We start from the raw sequence: 18798 nt of genomic DNA, 5'->3' as shown, positions 1-18798 counted from the left end.
TCAAAGTCCGTGCGTCCACCCCCTCGAACGAGGGATCTATGGCCTGTCACGAGTACTCGAGGTACTTTATTTATACGCGTATAGAAACCGAACGGGAGCACGATGACCGCGATCGACCTTGCCGAGGCGAGACAGCAGTCCACACCACCACCGGATGCCGATTCCGCAGCGGGCCAGAGCATTCCGAGACTGTTGCGGCCGCATCTCACGAGCTTTGCTGCCGTGCTGATTTTTCAGGTGATCGGCGCGGTCGCGGGCCTGGCGCCGTTGCTCGCGGTCATCGAACTGGGGCGAATCCTGTTGTCGCCCAGTCCGATCGAGCACGGACATGTCTGGGCGGTCGTGTTCGCGGGTGCGACGGGCTTGTTCGTCCGGCTGCTGTTCACGGCCGCCTCGTCCGGCCTCGGGCACCTGCTCGACAGTCAGGTGCAGTTGTCGTTGCGCAGGCAGCTGGCCGCGCAACTCGGCCGGGTGCCGATCGGCTGGTTCGCCCAGCGCCGCACCGGTGAGCTGGCGAAGGTGGTCGGTGAGGATGTCAGTGCCGTACACCCGTTCATCGCGCACGCCCCCGGCGAACTGGTTTCCGCGTTCGTCGTGCCGCTGGTATCGCTGGTCTACCTGTTCACCATCGACTGGCGGCTGACGCTGATCACGCTCATCCCGGTACTGCTGGCAATAGCGTTGGTGCCCTTGATGATGACGCCGACCCGGCAGCGTGAGCAGGCGCAGTTCGATACGGCCATGGGGCGGATCGCGAGCTCGGTCGTCGAGTTCGTGCAAGGCATCTCGGTCGTCAAGGCCTTCGGCGAATCCGGGCGCGCGCACAGTAAATTCCGCACCGCCGCAGACGATTTCGTAGATACCTTCCTGCGCTGGGTGCGCGGCGTCTCGGCTATCGCGGCGGGCATGCAGCTGGCGCTCTCACCGCCGTTCGTGCTGCTCGTCGTGCTGATCGGCGGCACAGCATTGGTCACGAACGGCTCGATGACCCCCGCCGACCTGCTGCCCTTCTTGTTGCTCGGCCTCGGCCTGACCGCGCCGGTGGCCGCGCTGGGCCACGGGTTCGACGACATGCAGACCGCCGGGCGGGCACTCGGCCGGATCAAGGATGTGCTTGCGGTACAGCCACTTCCGGAGCCCGCGCATCCGGTCACACCGAACGGGCACCGGGTGGAACTGCGGGACGTTCGATTCGGTTACGCACCCGGCAACGAGGTGCTGCGCGGCATCGATCTGGTGCTCGAGCCGGGGACGGTCACCGCGATCGTAGGGCCGTCGGGCAGTGGGAAGTCCACGCTGGTTCAGCTGTTGCCGCGGTTCTTCGACCCAACGCACGGCGCGGTGATCCTGGGCGGGGTCGATCTGCACGAGCTCGGTAGCCGGGAGCTCTACCGGACCGTCTCCTTCGTCTTCCAGGATGTTCGGCTGCTGCGCGCTTCGATCGCGGACAATATCGCGCTCGCGGTACCGCAGGCCGACCTCGACGAGGTGGTCCGGGTCGCCAAGCTGGCGAACATCCACGAGCGAATTCTCGAGCTGCCGCGCGGCTACGAGTCGGTGATCGGCACCGATGTCGAACTGTCCGGCGGTGAGGCACAACGGGTTTCGCTCGCCCGGGCACTACTGTCCGCCGCGCCGGTCCTGGTGCTCGACGAGGCCACCGCCTTCGCCGACCCGCAGACCGAGCAGGCGGTGCGCGGCGCGCTGGCGACGCTGGCGGGCGATCGGACGATTCTCGTCATCGCCCACCGCCTGGAGACGGTCGCCGACGCGGACATGGTCGTCGTGCTGTCCGAGGGCGCGATCGTCGAACGTGGCAGGCCTGCCGAATTGCTGACACAGAACGGAAAGTTCGCCGAGTTCTGGCGATCCCACCACTGCGCGATCGAGAGTGTCGCACGACAAGGAGACGAGCTCCGATGATCCGAATGCTGTTGCGGGTGCTGGGCAGCGAGTACGCCCGGCCGATGCGTCGCACCGTGGCGCTGATGACGATCACCGCAGTGGCCGAAGGTTTGTCCTACGCGCTGCTGATTCCTGTGCTGCGTGCCCTGTTCGGCAGCACACCCGCCGACGCGTGGCCCTGGCTGATCGCGTTCGGGGCAGCGGTCGCCGGCTACGCGATCCTGCGCTACCGCAGTGACTTGTCCGGCTTCCGGGTCGGCGCCGCACTGTTGCGCGGGATGTATCACCGGCTCGGTGATCACCTGGCCCGGCTGCCCATCGGCTGGTACAGCAGCGGCCGGGTCGGTGAGGTGTCCGTCCTGGCCAGCCGCGGGTTGCTACAAGCGATGAGTGTGGCGGCACATCTGCTGGGGCCCTTCGTCTCCGCCTCGGTGACGCCGCTGACGATCGTTGTCGTGCTGCTCGCCTTCCACTGGCAGCTGGGCCTTGCCGCGTTGGTCGCCGCTCCGGTCGTGGTGGCGGTCCAGATCTGGACCGCCCGATCGATGGCCGTCACCGACGCCGAGGCCGCCGAACGCAGCCACACCGCGTCCGGGCGGGTCATCGAATTCCTCCAGGCGCAGCCGGTGCTGCGGGCCGGCGGCCGGACCGGGGAACGCTTCGAGTTGCTCGACCACTCGTTGCGCGACGTCCAGCGGGCGGCCCGCCGTTCGACACTGTCGGCACTGCCCGGCGCAGTGGGCCTCGCTTTCGCCGTGCAGGCGATGTTCACCGCGCTGCTGATCCTCGGAACCTACCTCGCCCTCGGCGGAACCCTCGGCGCCGCAGAGCTTTTGGCGACCCTGGTCCTCGCCGCCCGCTGCGCCGATCCACTGCTGTCGCTGTCGGACATCGGCGGCAAACTGCGCGGCGCGCGGGCGGAACTGATCCGGCTCGACACGGTGTTGCGCACCGAGCCGCTGCCGGAACCCCACGACCCGATCCAGCCGGTGGCCCATGACCTGGAGTTCGCGTCGATCACCTTCCGGCAGAACAACCGCACCCTGATCGACGACGTGTCGTTGTCCCTGCCCGAGGGTCAGCGGCTCGCCATCGTCGGACCCTCCGGCGCGGGTAAGAGCACGCTGCTCCGGTTACTCGCCCGGTTCTACGACGTAGACAAGGGCGCAGTGCGCGTCGGCGGGGTGGACGTCCGCTCGATCAGCACCGAGGCACTGATGGCGCGAATCGCCATCGTCTTCCAAAACGTCTACCTCTTCGACGGCACCATCGAGGACAACGTGCGCCTCGGCCGCCCCGACGCCGACGAGGCCGACGTGCGCGCAGCAGCCGGCGCCGCGCGGTTGGACGAAGTGATCGAGCGACTGCCCGCCGGCTGGTCGACGAACGTCGGCGAAGGCGGCGCACTACTGTCCGGCGGTGAACGTCAACGCGTTTCGATCGCCCGAGCGCTCCTCAAAAACGCACCCATCGTCCTGCTCGACGAGGTCACCTCCGCACTCGACCCAGTGAACGAAGCGGCCGTGCACGAAGGAATCGAACGCTTGATGGCCGGCCGAACCGTGGTCATGGTGGCCCACCGCCTGCGCACCGTGCGCCGCGCCGACCACATCGTGTTCCTGGACGGCGGCCGCATCGTGGAGCAAGGAAGCCACGAACAGTTGCTGCAGCGCGGCGGACGCTACGCCGACTTCTGGAACCTTTCACTGGCCCCGGTGGGCGACTGAGGTTTTCGCCCGTGCCCAGTCGACAGGAAGGCACGCGCTTGCTCCGTGTCTATCGATCGGCGCAGCGCGAGGGCGGTGCCCGCGAGAAGTGCCACGGTGAGCCAGATGTAGGCATTGCGATAGAGCACCGTCGGGTGGGCGCGGGCGGCGTAGTCGAAGATGCTGACCAGGGTGGGATCGAGGAAGGCGAGGACACCGCCGGAGGTGACGAGGGCCGTCGCCAGGAAAACCAGGGGTGTGACGAGACCGCCGCGGCGCAGCGCCAGGTCGCCCAGGCAGATCAAAAGGGGTGCGAGCCAAACCCAGTGGTGCACCCAACTGAACGGCGAGACCGCCGTCATGGTGACACCGACGCACACCACCGCGGCGAGTTCGCGCCCGGTCTGTGACAGCCGCCGCGCCAGGTACAGGCAGGTCACCGCCATCGCGGCCGCGCCTGCGAGCCACAGCAATTGGTGTGCGCCGTCGACTCCGACGGAGCGAGCGATCATGCCGCGCAGCGATTCGTTGGACAGGTTCGCGGGCACGCCGACGCGGGCCGGGTCGACGAACGCGCCGCCCCAGAACGTCACGGAGTCCTTCGGCAGCACGGCGAAACCGAGGACCAGCGTCGCGGCGCACGCGCCCACCGCCGTCGCCGCGGCTCGATAGCGGCGGGTGACCAGCAGGTAGAGCACGAAGAAGGCGGGAGTCAGTTTGATACCGGCGGCGATACCGGTCAGCACGCCTTTCCAGCGCGAGTGGTCGGGCAACGCCATATCCGCTATCACGAGCAGCAGCAGGAAGATATTGATCTGACCGAACGCCATGGTCTGGCGGATCGGCTCGCACCACAGCAGCAATCCGGCGATGGACACGGCCGCCATCGCCAGCCGCGGCTCTCGCCGGTAGCCGAGCATCGACAGCGCCGCCCAGCAGGTCGCGGCCAGCATGGCGAAATTGCCGAAGCCGCCGAGCACGGTGTACAGATCACCGTGCAGCCAGCGCAGTGGCACGAAGAGCACCGCGGCGAACGGCGTGTAGACGAATTCCCAGACGCCGCGGGTGTTCCCGAGCAACGGACTGTCGTAGACCGAAACCCCGTGGCTCACCCGGTCGCCGGCGATCTGATAAACGCTCAGGTCGATCAGGTGCAGCATCACCTGCCGATGCTCGAGCACCTGCACCAGGTAGTACGCGCCCGCGACCACCCCGGCGAGCACGATCGTCCACCACACCGGTGGCGCGATGCTGCGGGGCACGTTCGGCGCGGACGACGTTTCGGTGTGCTCGATCGTCGATGTCGACAAACCCACTCCCAGCTATCGGACTCCATTCGCGCCAACCCACGCTAGTGGCAGCTCCGCGCTGTTTCCACCGCAGCCGCAACTGGGTACCCGGTACGCCCGCAACCGGCTCGGCACACCGGTCAGGAATCGAGAAGCGCCGGGCGCTATCCGGCACATAGCGTTAGTGCCATGAACACCACCACTGAACAGATCACCATCGACTCCGTCCTCCTCGAGGTGCCCGACGCCACCGCCGCCGCGGCCTTCTACGCCGCCGCGTTCGGCCTCGGCGACAAGCTCCGCTTCCGCACCTCCGAGGCGCCGACCAGCGGTTTCCGCGGCTACATCCTGTCGCTAGTGGTGTCGCAGCCGAGCACCGTCGACAGCCTCATCGGCACCGCGGTCGAGGCGGGCGCCACCACGGTGAAGCCGGCCAAGAAGAGCTTCTGGGGTTACGGCGGGGTCATCCAGGCGCCGGACGGTGCCCTCTGGAAGATCGCGACCTCCTCGAAGAAGGACACCGGCCCCGCCACCCGCGAGGTCGACGATTTCGTCGTGCTGCTCGGCGTGGACAACGTCAAAGCGACCAAGCAGTTCTACGCCGACCACGGCCTGACCGTGGCGAAGAGCTTCGGCAGCAAATACGTCGAATTCGATGCCCCGGCCGCCGCGATCAAGCTCGCGCTCTACGGCCGCCGTGCCGCCGCCAAGGACGCGGGCGTCCCCGAGGAAGGCACCGGCTCGCACCGCTTCGCCATCGTCAGCAATGCCGCTCCGTTCGCCGATCCCGACGGATTCGCCTGGGAGACGATCTGACCGGCGCTGAGATGTAGGCCACGTCGTGGCCGTCTCGGCTTGCCACTCGGCCATGGGCGGCGAGTACGGTTGTTCGTGCTGAGCGATAGCTGAGCACCGACGCACGGGCAATGCCGCCCGGCCGGTGCCGCCCGAGATCCTTTTCGAGGGTCCGTCCTCTCCCCCCCGACCCGACCTTGCTCGCTCGGTTGTGTCCAGTGGGGCACGACCATGAACGGAGCGCCCCTCGTGAGCACCGCGCAACGAACGAGCAGTGCCGACGGGACTGTCCTCTCCGCACTGCGGAGTCCGACGCGGCTGCGCATCGAGGTCTTGGCCGGGCTGGTCACCGCGCTGGCATTGATCCCGGAGGCCCTCTCGTTCTCCATCCTCGCCGGGGTGGATCCGCAGGTGGGACTGTTCGCGTCGTTCACCATGGCGGTCACGATTGCGATCACCGGTGGCCGGCGCGCGATGATCTCCGGGGCGGCGGGTTCGACGGCGTTGGTCGTCGCGCCGGTGGTCCAGGAGCACGGGCTGCAATACCTGATCGCGACCGTGTTGCTTGCCGGGGTGTTTCAGATCGCGATGAGCGTGGCCGGGGTGACGAAGTTGATGCGGTTCATACCGCGCAGCGTCATGGTCGGGTTCGTCAACGCGCTCGCGATTCTGATCTTCAGCGCACAATTGCCGCATCTGCTCGGGGTGCCGTGGCTGGTCTATCCGATGGTCGCGGCCGGGCTGCTGATCATCGTGTTCCTGCCCAAGCTCACCACTGTCGTGCCCGCGCCGCTGGTGGCGATCGTCGTGCTCACCGCCGTGGCCCTGGTATTCGGACTGGATCTGCCCACGGTCGGCGACGAGGGTGCGCTGCCGTCGAGCCTGCCGACACTGATGTTCCCGGACGTCCCTTTCACCCTCGACACCTTCGCGATCATCGCGCCCTACGCGCTGGCGATGGCCCTGGTCGGCTTGCTGGAGTCACTGATGACGGCGAGCCTGGTCGACGACATCACCGACTCGCCGTCGAACAAGACGCGTGAATCCTGGGGACAGGGTGTGGCGAATATCGTGACCGGCTTCTTCGGCGGGATCGGCGGCTGCGCCATGATCGGCCAGACCATGATCAACGTCAAGATCGCGGGCGCACGCACCCGCATCTCCACCTTCTTGGCCGGCGTCTTCCTGCTGGTTCTGGTCGTCGCACTCAGCGATCTGGTCGCGCGCATTCCGATGGCGGCGCTGGCCGCGGTCATGATCATGGTGTCGGTGGCGACCCTCGATTGGCATTCGGTCGCGCCGAAGACGTTGCGGCGCATGCCGATCGCCGAAACCCTCGTCATGGTGCTCACGGTCGTCGTCACCGTGGTGACCGCCGACCTCGCCATCGGCGTCATCGTCGGCGTGCTCACCGCCATGGTCGCGTTCGCGCATCGCGTCGCCCACTTCACCGAGGTAACCCCGGTGCCCGACGCCGACATCCGCACCTACAAGGTGCGCGGTGAACTGTTCTTCGCCTCCAGCAACGACCTGGTCACCCAGTTCGACTACGTCGGCGACCCGGACCACATCGTGATCGACATGAGCGACACCCACATCTGGGACGCCTCCACCGTCGCCGCCCTGGACGCCATCACCCACAAATACCGTGCCAAGGGCAAGCAGGTGGAGATCATCGGGCTCAATGCGGCGTCGCGAGAACGGCATGAACGGCTCAGCGGCCACGTCGCGCTGTGATCCCTTTGCCGCTATCGGCCCGGCTGGGCCGGGACGCGGTGTAGGCCAGGATGCCGAAGGCGAGGATCGCGGCGGCCGTTCGGACGGCGTGCGCGAGCTGCCAGCGGTCCCGCACCTCGGACCAGTCGGCGGGCGGGGATTGGGCGTTCCATTCGAGCTGGTCGGCGTTGATCGGCAGGTTGATCAGCAGCGTGAGGCCGAAGACGAAGACGAGTAGCGCGAGTGCGGACACGGTCGCCCAGCGGGTGTTCGTTCGGTAGGCCGCTACCGCCGTGCTCAGCACCGCGGGTAGCAGCGTGACGACGGCCAGCTTGTCCAGGGAATCGAGCTCGACCAGCCTGACCTGCGTGTAGACCGTGCCATCGAATCCGCGCAGGGAGAACTCCAGAACCGCTACGCCGGTGAGGAATCCGGCGAACAGCCCGGCGAACAGCACGCTGGCGAAGCGGGAGTAGTTCGTCATGACCATGCCCCCGCGTGGTCGGCGACCCAGGTGGCGAAGGTACGGGCGGGGCGGCCCACGATCGTGCTGACCTCGGTGCTGACCGTCGCCGGCCGCGCCAGCTCGCGCTGGTAGCGCGCCATCAAGGTCCGAACGAACCGCTCGTCGAGGCCATTTCGGATCATGGCTTCGGCAGCCAGGTCGGCCGGGACCTCCTGAAATCGCAGCGGCCTGCCGATCGCCGCGCCGATGATCGGCACCATCTCGTCGAACCTGAGGGCCGCTGGTCCGGTGATGGGGATTCTTCTACCGAGCAGCGAATCGTCCACGAGCGCACGGGCGATCACCTCGGCGACGTCACGTTCGTGGATCACCGCCTCCGCGAAGCCGGCGTAGGGACCTCGGACGGTGTCGCCGAGTGCGACCTGACCACGCCACATTCCGAGTGTGTTCATCGCAAAAGAACTGGGTCGCACCGCAACCCACGGAAGGTTACTTTCCGTGACCGCACGCTCCACCTCGGTGTTACGGTCGCCGTTGCAGCGCGAGGGCTGGTGGTCGGGGTCGTCGTCGACGTTGATCGCCGACATGACGACCACCTTTCGCACGCCTTCGTCGGCGGCCAGTCGCAGGAGTTTTTCGGTGTCGTTCCCGGCGGCGCGGGGATGGACGAAGAGCCCGTGAACACCTTGCATTGCTGATCGAATCGCCTCGGGTGCAACAGTTTCCACGCCTTCGGGGAAGCCGGCATCCGCTGGAGCGCGGGTCACCGCCCGAACCTCGGCGCCTTCCGATAGCAGTGCTTCAACGAGTGGGCGTCCGACGACGCCGGTCGCTCCGGTCACCAGGTACATGATGAAATCCATTCGAGAGTCAGATAGTACGAGAACCGTAACATATTGATTCGAAACTCATATCGTATGGCCTACGTAACATCCCGTCGGCCTGGCGAATTCACTTGAAAGCCAACGCGATCAAGACCGCTCAGCGGCGAACCCGTCGAGCCCACCTCGGCTGATAGCCATCCGCTCTGAGCGAGAGTAAGGTGGGATCCGTATGTCCGCGAGTCGAGAAAGGTGCCGCGGATGCATACCGGTCGCTTCGATTCGCCCGGACCAGGAGACTCCGATGGCCGCTACGTCGCACCCAGATGGCCCCATCAATACGCCGCCCCGGAACCGGACCCCTCGCCAGTCCCTGCGCCTCGAAGCCGAATTACCCATCGACTCAACCGAATTCGCCGACGTCGACGCCCGCCTGGTCCGCCACCTCTTCGATGTAGGCCTACGCCTACACCACCTCGAAGAAGTCTTCGACCACCCCGACCCCACCCCCCAACACTTCCGCACCGCAGGCGCCCAGGTCCAACAACTGATCGACGACCTCGACGGCCTCATCCGCGACACCGGCCTAGCCGTCCTAGCCCGCCTCTCCGGCAAAACCCGTTGAAACAACGGTTCACACAGCGCTTCCCGCCGCACCGAGCAACAGGAGGACCGTCGAGCCAGCTGACGAAGGCGATGCGGCGGCGGCCGCACCACTTTCGCGATCGCTCACCACCAGCGAATCACGGCGAGGCCCCAGGCATCGAACTCATCGGTGACGATGCTGCGGTCCAGCTGGATGCCGGTTGCCTGGAACCACAATGACGTCGTGCCGTCGCCCCAACCCGTGAAGGCGAAGACATGGCCGGGTCGCAGGCCTGAATCAGATGTCGCACGGCCGATTACGCCTAATGCGGGCCCGAATGCTTCCCGCACTTCGGCCGGAAGCACGCCCACAGTCGAGTACCCCGCATCCGAATGTGCCAGGCCCGTATCGCGGGCGGACACGCGCGCGTACGCGAGTTTGCTGCGCTGTCTGACATCTGCCAGGTCGGTATATCTGGCATCTTGCACCTCGAAAACTACTGTCGCGATGGCCATTACGTTCGACAGCGCCTGATCGCCGGGCACCCGAAGACTGACGGGCACTGCCACAGAAAGGGCATCTCCGGCACCGACCTCGCCCCGAACGCGCCGGGCCACGTTTGCGGTGATGGCCAGCATCAGGCTCGTAGCCGTACCTCCGTGCATTGCCGCGATCCGATCAATTGCGTTGGTGTCGACCTGCACCGCGACTGTCGATCGCACGGGAACGCTCTCGGACCGGTCATCTGTGCCCATCGGTGCGAGAGCATTGCCTCGTTTACGGTGCGCCGCCCGGAATGCCTTGGCCCACAGAATGACCAAACGTCCATGGTCCCGGATTCCGCCGTGCACGGCGTCCATCACATCCGCCGTGATCGTTGGCCGCCCTACTGCGCCGAGCGCGACCGGGTATTCGTTATGTGCGGCGAGCAGCAGAGCCGCCAACAACCCCTGCCCATCGGTAAGCGCATGCGAGCAGACCAACGACACTATCGATGTACCGTCATCCACGGCGGCAGCGGTGAGTTCCCAACCGCGACCACCGACTACATCGAGATCAACGGCGGCGGCATCGTCAGCCCAATCCAAGATCTCGGTCGCACGCAGTGCCACCGGTGACACCCGTACCGGGTTGGCCTGCGTCGATGGCGACCAGATGGGCCTTGCCAAGGGAACTCGCGCGAAGCGCACCTGCCGATTGAGCGGCCCGGCAAGGAGATTGCGGTGCATCACCGCCAGCAGATCGTGGCTCACAGGTCCGGTTACGCGCCACAGCAACTGCATCGGCATCCGCAGACCGAGCCGGACTATTCTCAGGTCGAGCCCCCTGAGCCGAGTAAATTCAGCATTTCTCGACTTCACGTTTCGACCCAAACTTCGGAATTGATCTGCCGGACATTATAACCCCGGCGGATGGATGGGCGATGTCCTGCTCGACACCCCGACGGCGCCGCACTCCCTGCCCGGCAACAGCACCTTCGGCCGCCGCCTCACTTGCGGCGCCGACCGTGATCTACAGGCCATCGGGTCCCCGGTATACCTTCGTGGAAACCCGTCGCAGATGCGCCACTCCGTACCCCCTAAGTGATTCCATGCGGTAGCTTTTCAGAGTCGGTGTGGCGTCCCGAGTGGGCGCCGCCGAAGGGGTTGTCGGGGTCGCGGCGATGCGGAAGGGGTCGTGATAGAGGGCGATGACCTGCATGGGCGCTGCGGTGCGGTACCCCCGATCGGGGGAGCCAGGGTGGCGGCGCCGCTAGTACCCTGAAGTGGGACTCGATACCGGATTGCCTGCGCCGTGGCCGTGACTGCATTTGGCTGCGCGGCGTATCGGAAGCATGTGAAACCCGGGAGGGGAATCTATGACCAGTGGGGGCAATGTCGGTTCGTCCCGGGCGGGAACCCTATCCGCACCGAACTTCACGGGCTCGCCGTCGTACTGTTCGAAGATTGTCGAACTGCCGATCGGCGAGCTACTGCCGTCGGATTCGCCGCCCCGTTCGGTAGGCGAGAACACCGATCACACCCGCATACTCGCCGAGTCGACGACCGCGCTGGCGCCGATTGTGGTACGCCGTGCGACGATGCAGGTTGTCGACGGTTGGCATCGACTGTGCGCGGCTCGGCTGCGCGGCGAAAAGACCATCGCCGCAGTGTTTTTCGACGGCGGCCCCGAGGAAGCGTTCGTGCTGGCGGTCAAGCTGAACACGGCGCACGGCCTGCCGCTGTCGCTGGCCGAGCGGAAGGCCGCCGCGCTCCGGATTCTGATGTCGTATCCGGACTGGTCGGATCGAGCGATCGCCGCCATCGCGGGGGTCTCCCCCAAGACCGTCTCCGCCATCCGCAGGCGGTCGACTGTGGAAGTTCCACAGTCGACCGGTCGGATTGCTCGCAACGGTGTCCGGCATCGGTCCGGACCGCAGGGCAGGCAACGCGCCGCCGAGATGTTCACTGCCGACCCCACCGCGTCGGTGCGGAAAGTAGCTGTGGCAGCGGGCATTTCGGTCACCACCGCCAAAGACGTGCGCAAAAGACTACACAGTGGTGAGAATCCGGTGCCACTGCGCCGCTCGGCGCGGCGTTCGACGGCCACACCCGAACCCGCCGAGAGCTCCGATACACCCACTCCGCAGCGGGTGATCACCGCGGAGATGCTGCAGCAACTGCGCAAGGACCCGTCACTGCGCTTCTCCGAAACGGGCCGAAAACTGCTGCGGTGGCTGGAGTTTCCGTTCGAGGACGACATCGAATGGGACGACGTCGTCGGCAATGTTCCGAGTCACTGCGCGCCGCGCGTCGCCGAGCTCGCCCGACGACGCTCCCAGGACCTGCAACGGCTGGCACAGCGACTCGAACAGCACACCCGCGGCGCCTTTTCCGCGTAATGACCCTCGAGGGCCGAACCCGGCCGATCGTCGAGCAATCACGCGTCGCTTCGAAACCCACTACCATGCAATGCTTTCCGCTGCCCGAACACAGCGCGGCAGCAGGCACAGGCGCCAGCACAAGGGGAGACTTCAGCGGCCCCGACAGCATTCCATCGGTGGTTGCTCAACCCTAAGGTTACGCCTTCGCCGCCGCATCCCAAACCCCTACCGCGCCAACCGCTTAGGCGATCACACCCGTCATCATCAGCGTTGCACCGAACTCCGGCAAAAACTTTCACCGTTCTTGTGCACGCCTCCCCCACCCGCTAGCGTTGAGTTCGAGGATATTACCGCGGATTCTGAAGTGGTAAACAGGGCTCCAGCTGATCGACGGGGGTTCTATTCATGCAGCAAAGCCGCCCACGGGGGCGAGTATTGCGAATTCGCAACCGACGATTCCCTCGGTATGCACACCGAGGGACTGGCCCCGAGGGGCAGGAGGCGTAATGAGCCGGAGCTCGCTCACCGACAATTGTGAACATTACCGATGCGTGGGCATCGGTATCGGACCAGCAAACCTGAGCCTGGCCTCATTACTGTACGAACAGCCGGACGTGTCGAACCGTTTCTTCGAGAAGCGGCGCGACTTCCGTTGGCACGACGGGCAACTCCTCCCCAACACCTCGCTCCAGGTCTCCATGCTCAAGGACCTGGTCAGCCTCTCCGACCCGACGAACCGCTTCTCTTTCCTGTCCTATCTCCATGCCCAGGGCCGGGTCTACCACTATCTCAACGCGCAATTCGATGCGGTACCGCGCAGCGAATTCCGCAACTACCTCGAATGGGTCAGCTCGAAGAACGAGAACCTGATTTTCGGTGAAGAAGTCCGTTCCATCGAATTCGATGATGTCTTCCTGCTACGCACCGGCAACCGCGTGGTGAAGGCCGACAACGTCGTTATCGGTGTCGGCCGCAAGCCTTATGTTCCGCCGGTGGCCGAAAAACTGCTCGGACCGACCCAGTTCCATATCAGCGAATTCGCCGATAAGGCAGTCGGACTCGCGGGACGACGAGTCTGGGTGATCGGCGGCGGCCAGTCCGGCGCGGAAGCATTTCTCGAGCTGATCTCCCGTCCGCGCACCGAACTGCCGCGCCGGGTCGGCTGGATATCCCGGCGCCGCAACTACTTTCCGTTGGACGACTCGCCGTTCACGAACGACTATTACATGCCGGGCTACTCGGAGTACTTCGCCGCCCTACCCGGCGCGTCCCGCGACGTGCTCAACGCCGCCCACGTGCTGACCAGCGACGGCATCTCCGAGGCCACGCTGCGCGAGATCTACCAGCGCATCTACCTGCACCATTTCGTCCACGGCGCCACCGATCTGGTCGCCCTGTACCCGAACCGCGATGTGCTGGGCGTGACCGGCGATCCCGACTCGGGCTGGGACATCACCTTCACGCACAACGACCAGCCGGGCGTGGACGAGCACGCCGAGGCGGATGTGATCGTCTGGGCGACCGGTTTCCACGCCGACGACATGGAGTTCCTGTCCCCCGTCGCGGACCGCCTGGAGCGCGACCGCGACGAGTACAAAATCGACTCGGATTTCGCCGTGTGCTGGGACGGCCCCGCCGACCGAAACATCTTCCTGCAGAACGGCGCCCGTCGACAGCGCGGCCTGGCCGACGCCAATCTGAGCCTCGTCGCCTGGCGCAGCAAACGGATAGCCGACCGCCTGCGCGGCATCCGCTCCGACGATCCGCACGATTCGTTTCTCGAATGGTCGGCCAAGGCGCCCGACGACCGGAGCGTAGAGCGATGACGAACAGCACCGTCGCCGTCATTGGCGCGGGCATCGTCGGTTGCCTGGTTGCGCGCGAGGTGATTTCGCGCGCCCCCGACACCCCCGTCGTGGTGTTCGACCGGGATGGGATCGGCACCGGAGCCAGCAGACGCTCAGCAGGACTGCATTTCCCGCGCGGCGCAACCGAACGGGTGCGGCAGATGACCGCGTACAGCCACGATTTCTACGCCGACCTCGCCGCGAAACACCCTGCCCTGCCGATACATTCGCTCGGCCTGACCGTGGTGGCGACAGAGACCGCTGCACAGCTCGGTGCGGTCTATCTCGACCGTGCCGCACTGACACCGACGGAAACGGTGCCGGCCGACATCCGGTTGCCGCAAGGCGCCCGCGCCTGGCGCGGCAACGGATGCCACTACGCCGACGTACCCGCGGTCGCGCAGGCGGTGGCCCGCGAACTGCGTCCGCACGTCACCTTCCGGGAAGGCGTGCGAGTCACCGCCGTCGAAGACACGGGCTCCGAGGTGCTGATCCGGCTCAGCACCGGGAAGACGTGCACGGCCGGACGCGTGGTGCTGGCCCCCGGCCCCTGGCTGGCCGATCCAGCATGGCGCGACCTCGTCGCCCCGCTGCACGCGCGAGTCAAGAAGGTCGCCGCGATCCACATCGAACAGGAGCCCAGACGCGACGACGGAGTCATCGTGTTCCAGGACGAAGACGCCTTCTTGCTGCCGCTGCGCCACAGCAGGCACTGGTTGTTCAGCTACACCCACCAGGAGTGGGATGTCGACCCCGACACCGTGTCCGACGGGCTCGACGAAAAAGTTCTCGACGCGGCCCTGCCGCTGCTGCACCGGTACTCACCCGCACTGGCCGAACGCGCCGCAGGCGGTCGCGTGTTCTGCGACGCCTACAGCGCCGACCGGGAGCCGCAGGTGCGCGCGCTCGACCCGGCCGGACGGGTGATCTTCGCCGGTGCCGCGAACGGTTCGGGCTACCGGCTCGCCCCGGCGATCGCGGCCGAGGCGGTCGGCCTGCTGCAACTGGACGGGGAGACAAGTCAGCCACCGAAGGAGATGAGTCCCGCGTGATCATCAATCGTTTCGACACGGCCGAACTGCACTCCGCATTCGGCATCGACATGAGTTCGATCGACGGATTCGGCTTCGGCGCCGGCTGGGCCCGGGTCCCGGCCGGTGGCCGGTCCGATCCGCACCAGCACGACGAGACCGAGCTGTTCCTGGTGGTCAGCGGGCACGGCGATGTCATCGTCGACGGTGGCCGGCATCCCGTCGCCGCAGGCATGGCCGTGCTGTTCGATCCGTTCGAGACCCACGTCGTCGAGAACACCGGGTCCACCGAGCTGGTGTTCTTCGACCTGTACTGGCGCGATCCGAGCCGAGCCGCCCGCGCGGCGACCGGACACAGCGACCGGCGGCGTTTCGGCGAGCGGCCGATCTTCGTGTTCTCCACGCCGCCGACTCCCAATGGGGATCTGCATCTCGGGCATCTGTCCGGACCGTATCTGGGGGCGGACGTTTTCGTCCGGTTCCAGCGGATGAACGGTGCGCAAGCGTGGCACCTCACCGGCAGCGACGACTATCAGAGCTACGTGGTCGAACGGGCCAGGCGCGAGGGCAAGGACCCCGCCGCGACGGCGGCGTACTACAGCGCCGAGATCGCCGAAACGCTGCGGCTGATGGACATCGAGCCCGACCAATACACGGTGACCGATACGGAACCCACCTACCGCGCCGGATTGCAGGCGTATTTCTCCCGCCTCGTGAAGTCGGGATCCATTGCGCCCCAAGAAGGTAAAGCGCTCTTCGACGCCACGACGCACGACTACCTGTACGAGGCCGAAGTGACCGGTGGCTGCCCCGGCTGCGGCGCCGTAACCGGGGGAAACATCTGCGAGGGCTGCGGCGAGCCCAATTCCTGTGTCGACCTGGCCGATCCGCAGTCGAAGCTCTCGCAGGAGACCCCGCGAATCGACACGATCACCAGGTTCACCCTTCCGTTGCACGAGTTCGCCACCGAACTCGCGGCGCACCACCGGCTCGGCCGCGTTCCGGCGCGGCTGCGCGAACTAGCCGGGCGATTGTTCGCCCGCCCTCGGCTCGACGTGGCAATGACCCACCCCGCGAACTGGGGTGTGTCGCCCGCCGAACCCGACGTGGAGGGCCAGGTCATCTGGGTCTGGCCGGAGATGTCTTACGGCTTCCTGCACAGCATTTCGGCGCTGGGCCGTCGCCTCGGCCGCGACTGGCGGGCGGACGAGCCCGAGCAGGACTGGAAGATCGTGCACTTCTTCGGCTACGACAACAGCTTCTACCACTCGATCCTGTATCCGGTGCTGTACCGGCTGGCCTTCCCCGACTGGCAGCCGGATATCGACTACCACGTCAACGAGTTCTATCTCCTGGACGGCGGCAAATTCTCCACCAGCCGACGCCATGCCGTCTGGGGCAAGGAAATCCTGACGCCGGACAGCGTGGACGGGGTGCGCTATTTCCTTTCCCGGACGCGGCCGGAGTCGAAGCGCACCAACTTCACTCGCGAAAGCTATACGGCCGCAGTACGTGACGAACTGATCGGCACCTGGCAGCAGTGGCTCAACGACCTGGGCCACCGCATCCGGACTCGATACGGCGGCCACGCCCCGGACGCCGGCATCTGGACCCCGGAGCACACCGCATTTCTCGGTCGCCTGGGCGCGCGACTGTCCGCCGTCACCGCCGCCCTCGGTCCCGACGGGTTCTCGCTGGAGGTCGCGGCCGCGGAGCTGCACGGAATCGTCACCGACACACGCCGATTCGTCGACCAGGAAAGCGCCGTGGCAACGGCCGAGGACTGGTCCGACGAGGCCCGTACCGCGGTGGCGCTGGAACTCGCCGCAGCGCGGTTGCTCGCCCACTGCGCCACACCGGTGCTGCCCCGGTTCGCCGGTCAGCTCGGCGCAGCCCTCGGCGAGGAGCGCCCGGACGAATGGCCGCACACCGTGGAACTCGTGCCGGCCGGAACCCGGGTGGACCTGGTGCGCGAGTTCTTCGCCGAACCATCGGTCGAGGCAGCGGAGCCGGTCGGGGTGGGGAGCGCTTGATGGATTCGGTGATCAACCAGATCGTCACGACGCCGCCCCCGGCCGGATACCACGCGACCTTCGCGCGGCTGGGTAAGACGGAAACGATCGAACTACGCGAGCTGGCGGCCAGTGCCGAACGCCTGGCGGTCCGGCTCCGCGAATTGGGTGTGCGACAAGGGGATCGGATCGGCATCCTCGCCGCGAACTGTCTGGAGTGGGTGCTGCTCGATCTCGCCGCGCTGCGGTGCAAAGCGGTGACCGCGGGGCTGGAGCCCGGCAAGTTCGAGCCCGACGCGGCGCTGCTCGCCCGCTACGACCTGAAGCTGCTGTTCACCGATCAGCCGTCCACCGCCGCCGGTGTCCGACCGATCAGCGAGGCTCGCGTGCTCGCCGACCAACCGGCCGACCCCCTGCCCGAGATCCGGTACGACAGCGCGGAGGCGACGACCCTCAAGTTCACCTCGGGCAGCACCGGCGTGCCGAAAGGCTTGGCGGCCAGCGTCGGCAGCATCGACAGTTCACTGCGCGCCGTCCAGGCAATGTTCGCGCACGGCCCCGGCGACCACCTGTTCTGCTTTCTGCCGTTGGCCCTGTTGCAGCAGCGGTACTGGGTCTATTCGGCGCTGTGTTTCGGCCACGACGTCACGGTGAGCACCTACGAAGCGGCCTTCACGGCGATGCGGCAGGTGCGGCCCACCGTCGTGATGGGAGTGCCGGGCTTCTACGAGACCGTGAAACGGCATCTGGCGGCGCAGACCGATCCGCAGGTGGCGGCCAAGGAGATGTTCGGCGACCGAATCCGATACCTGTGGACCGGTTCCGCGCCGGCCGGCCCGGACATGCTGCGTTTCTTCACGAACCTGGGCCTGCCCATCTACGAGGGCTACGGCATGAACGAGACCTGCATCGTCGCCAAGAACTACCCGGGCGCGAGCAAGGAAGGCAGCGTCGGACGCGTCGTGCCCGGCAAGGAGGTGCTGTTCGACGCCGACGGAGTCATCAGTGTGCGCAGCGACTTCCCGGTGGCGCGGCGGTACGAGTACGGCGCGACCGCGCATTCGATGGGCGCGTTCGCCGCGGATGGCACGGTCCGGACCGGCGATATCGGCTACCTGGACGAGGACGGCTTTCTGTATATCCAGGGTCGCGCCGACGACGTGATCGTATTGGCGAACGGGAAGAAGATCATCGTCCGGCCGATCGAAGAACGCATGGCCGCGAGTCCGGCGATCGAGCACTGCGTGCTGTTCTGCCCGACGCAGACCCAACTCGTCGCGGTCGTCTCGCCGACCAGCGAACCCGCCGATGCGGCGGCGATCGCCGAACACCTCGAGCGCACCAATCAGGAGCTCGAACGCGATGAGCGCATCGCCAAAGTGGTGATCGCCGAGCCCCGGTTCAGCATCGAAAACGGGCTGCTCAGTTCGCAATACAAACCGAAACGTCGGCAGATCCTCGAGCAGTATCGACGGGAAATCGGCGAGAAAGGACGAACACATGCCTGATCTGGAAAAGGCCGTGCACGACAACTTCCGGAAGGTAATTGCGTCGAACAACGCGCCCGGCGAACTCGATCCGGACCTCGACATGGTCGACGACTACGGCCTCACCTCGCTGAACAAGGTTTTGTTCCTGACCGCGGTCTGCGACGACACGGGCATCTCGCTGGCGAGCTTCACCGAGGAGGACGTGGCCGCCATGCGCACCCTGCGCGACGTGACGGCCGCGCTGTCCCGGCACTCCGAAAGTGCGGTCTGA

Annotated in this window: 15 protein-coding genes; 11 read left to right on the top strand and 4 right to left on the bottom strand. The window is 66.3% G+C overall.

Annotated features, from left to right (window positions below; translation table 11 throughout):
• The first annotated feature begins 102 nt into the window (after positions 1–102).
• Both IBX18_RS15755 and IBX18_RS15750 read left to right on the top strand, forming a co-directional pair.
• Positions 103–1923 (top strand): ABC transporter ATP-binding protein, encoded by a 1821-nt coding sequence (locus tag IBX18_RS15755; protein WP_194834419.1) that lies wholly within the window; start codon positions 103–105, stop codon positions 1921–1923.
• Positions 1920–3632 carry an ABC transporter ATP-binding protein gene (locus IBX18_RS15750; protein WP_194834418.1) on the top strand — a complete coding sequence of 571 codons (1713 nt, stop codon included), beginning with the start codon at positions 1920–1922 and terminating at the stop codon, positions 3630–3632. Before IBX18_RS15755 ends, IBX18_RS15750 begins: the two co-directional genes overlap by 4 nt.
• On the opposite strand, the gene IBX18_RS15745 is transcribed toward IBX18_RS15750, so the two are convergent.
• A complete protein-coding gene (locus IBX18_RS15745; protein WP_228541243.1) occupies positions 3587–4921 on the bottom strand; it encodes a glycosyltransferase 87 family protein in 1335 nt (444 codons plus the stop codon). The genes IBX18_RS15750 and IBX18_RS15745 overlap by 46 nt on opposite strands.
• A gap of 168 nt (positions 4922–5089) precedes the next feature.
• Here IBX18_RS15745 and IBX18_RS15740 point away from each other — a divergent pair, with 168 nt between their 5' ends.
• Both IBX18_RS15740 and IBX18_RS15735 read left to right on the top strand, forming a co-directional pair.
• Positions 5090–5716: a glyoxalase gene (locus IBX18_RS15740; RefSeq protein WP_194834417.1), complete on the top strand. Its 627-nt coding sequence runs from the start codon at positions 5090–5092 to the stop codon at positions 5714–5716.
• A gap of 210 nt (positions 5717–5926) precedes the next feature.
• Positions 5927–7432 (top strand): SulP family inorganic anion transporter, encoded by a 1506-nt coding sequence (locus IBX18_RS15735; protein WP_194834416.1) that lies wholly within the window; start codon positions 5927–5929, stop codon positions 7430–7432.
• Here IBX18_RS15735 and IBX18_RS15730 read toward each other — a convergent pair.
• Complete coding sequence (locus IBX18_RS15730; RefSeq protein ID WP_228541241.1) at positions 7410–7895, bottom strand: DUF1772 domain-containing protein; 486 nt, start codon at positions 7893–7895, stop codon at positions 7410–7412. The genes IBX18_RS15735 and IBX18_RS15730 overlap by 23 nt on opposite strands.
• The gene (locus tag IBX18_RS15725; protein WP_228541240.1) at positions 7892–8740 is read right to left on the bottom strand and encodes an SDR family oxidoreductase; all 849 of its coding nucleotides are present in this window, start codon (positions 8738–8740) and stop codon (positions 7892–7894) included. The genes IBX18_RS15730 and IBX18_RS15725 overlap by 4 nt, the downstream gene beginning before the upstream one ends.
• A 262-nt stretch (positions 8741–9002) precedes the next feature.
• On the opposite strand from IBX18_RS15725, the gene IBX18_RS15720 reads away from it, so the two are divergent.
• On the top strand, positions 9003–9323 hold the full coding sequence (locus IBX18_RS15720; RefSeq protein WP_194834414.1) for a hypothetical protein: 321 nt from the start codon (positions 9003–9005) through the stop codon (positions 9321–9323).
• Positions 9324–9427: 104 nt separating this feature from the next.
• Here the strand turns inward: IBX18_RS15720 and IBX18_RS15715 are convergent, their stop codons facing one another.
• Positions 9428–10573 carry a hypothetical protein gene (locus tag IBX18_RS15715; RefSeq protein ID WP_194834413.1) on the bottom strand — a complete coding sequence of 382 codons (1146 nt, stop codon included), beginning with the start codon at positions 10571–10573 and terminating at the stop codon, positions 9428–9430.
• Between the two features lie 569 nt (positions 10574–11142).
• Between IBX18_RS15715 and IBX18_RS15710 the strand changes: the two genes are divergently transcribed.
• The 6 genes from IBX18_RS15710 (at position 11143) to IBX18_RS15685 (ending at position 18798) form a co-directional block, all read left to right on the top strand.
• Positions 11143–12165 carry a ParB/RepB/Spo0J family partition protein gene (locus IBX18_RS15710; RefSeq protein WP_194834412.1) on the top strand — a complete coding sequence of 341 codons (1023 nt, stop codon included), beginning with the start codon at positions 11143–11145 and terminating at the stop codon, positions 12163–12165.
• 488 nt (positions 12166–12653) lie between these two features.
• Positions 12654–13973 carry a lysine N(6)-hydroxylase/L-ornithine N(5)-oxygenase family protein gene (locus IBX18_RS15705; RefSeq protein WP_194834411.1) on the top strand — a complete coding sequence of 440 codons (1320 nt, stop codon included), beginning with the start codon at positions 12654–12656 and terminating at the stop codon, positions 13971–13973.
• Positions 13970–15046, top strand: a complete 1077-nt coding sequence (locus tag IBX18_RS15700) for an FAD-binding oxidoreductase (RefSeq protein WP_194834410.1) — start codon at positions 13970–13972, stop codon at positions 15044–15046. The genes IBX18_RS15705 and IBX18_RS15700 overlap by 4 nt, the downstream gene beginning before the upstream one ends.
• Entirely contained in the window at positions 15043–17058 is a 2016-nt protein-coding gene (locus IBX18_RS15695; RefSeq protein ID WP_194834409.1) for a class I tRNA ligase family protein, read from the top strand. Before IBX18_RS15700 ends, IBX18_RS15695 begins: the two co-directional genes overlap by 4 nt.
• On the top strand, positions 17058–18545 hold the full coding sequence (locus IBX18_RS15690; protein WP_194834408.1) for an AMP-binding protein: 1488 nt from the start codon (positions 17058–17060) through the stop codon (positions 18543–18545). Before IBX18_RS15695 ends, IBX18_RS15690 begins: the two co-directional genes overlap by 1 nt.
• Complete coding sequence (locus tag IBX18_RS15685; RefSeq protein ID WP_147135292.1) at positions 18538–18798, top strand: acyl carrier protein; 261 nt, start codon at positions 18538–18540, stop codon at positions 18796–18798. Before IBX18_RS15690 ends, IBX18_RS15685 begins: the two co-directional genes overlap by 8 nt.

Source organism: Nocardia sp. XZ_19_369, from assembly GCF_015355715.1.
Lineage (GTDB): Bacteria > Actinomycetota > Actinomycetes > Mycobacteriales > Mycobacteriaceae > Nocardia.
Note: the sequence above shows the minus strand (reverse complement) of the source record. Positions and strands in the feature narration are given on the sequence as shown.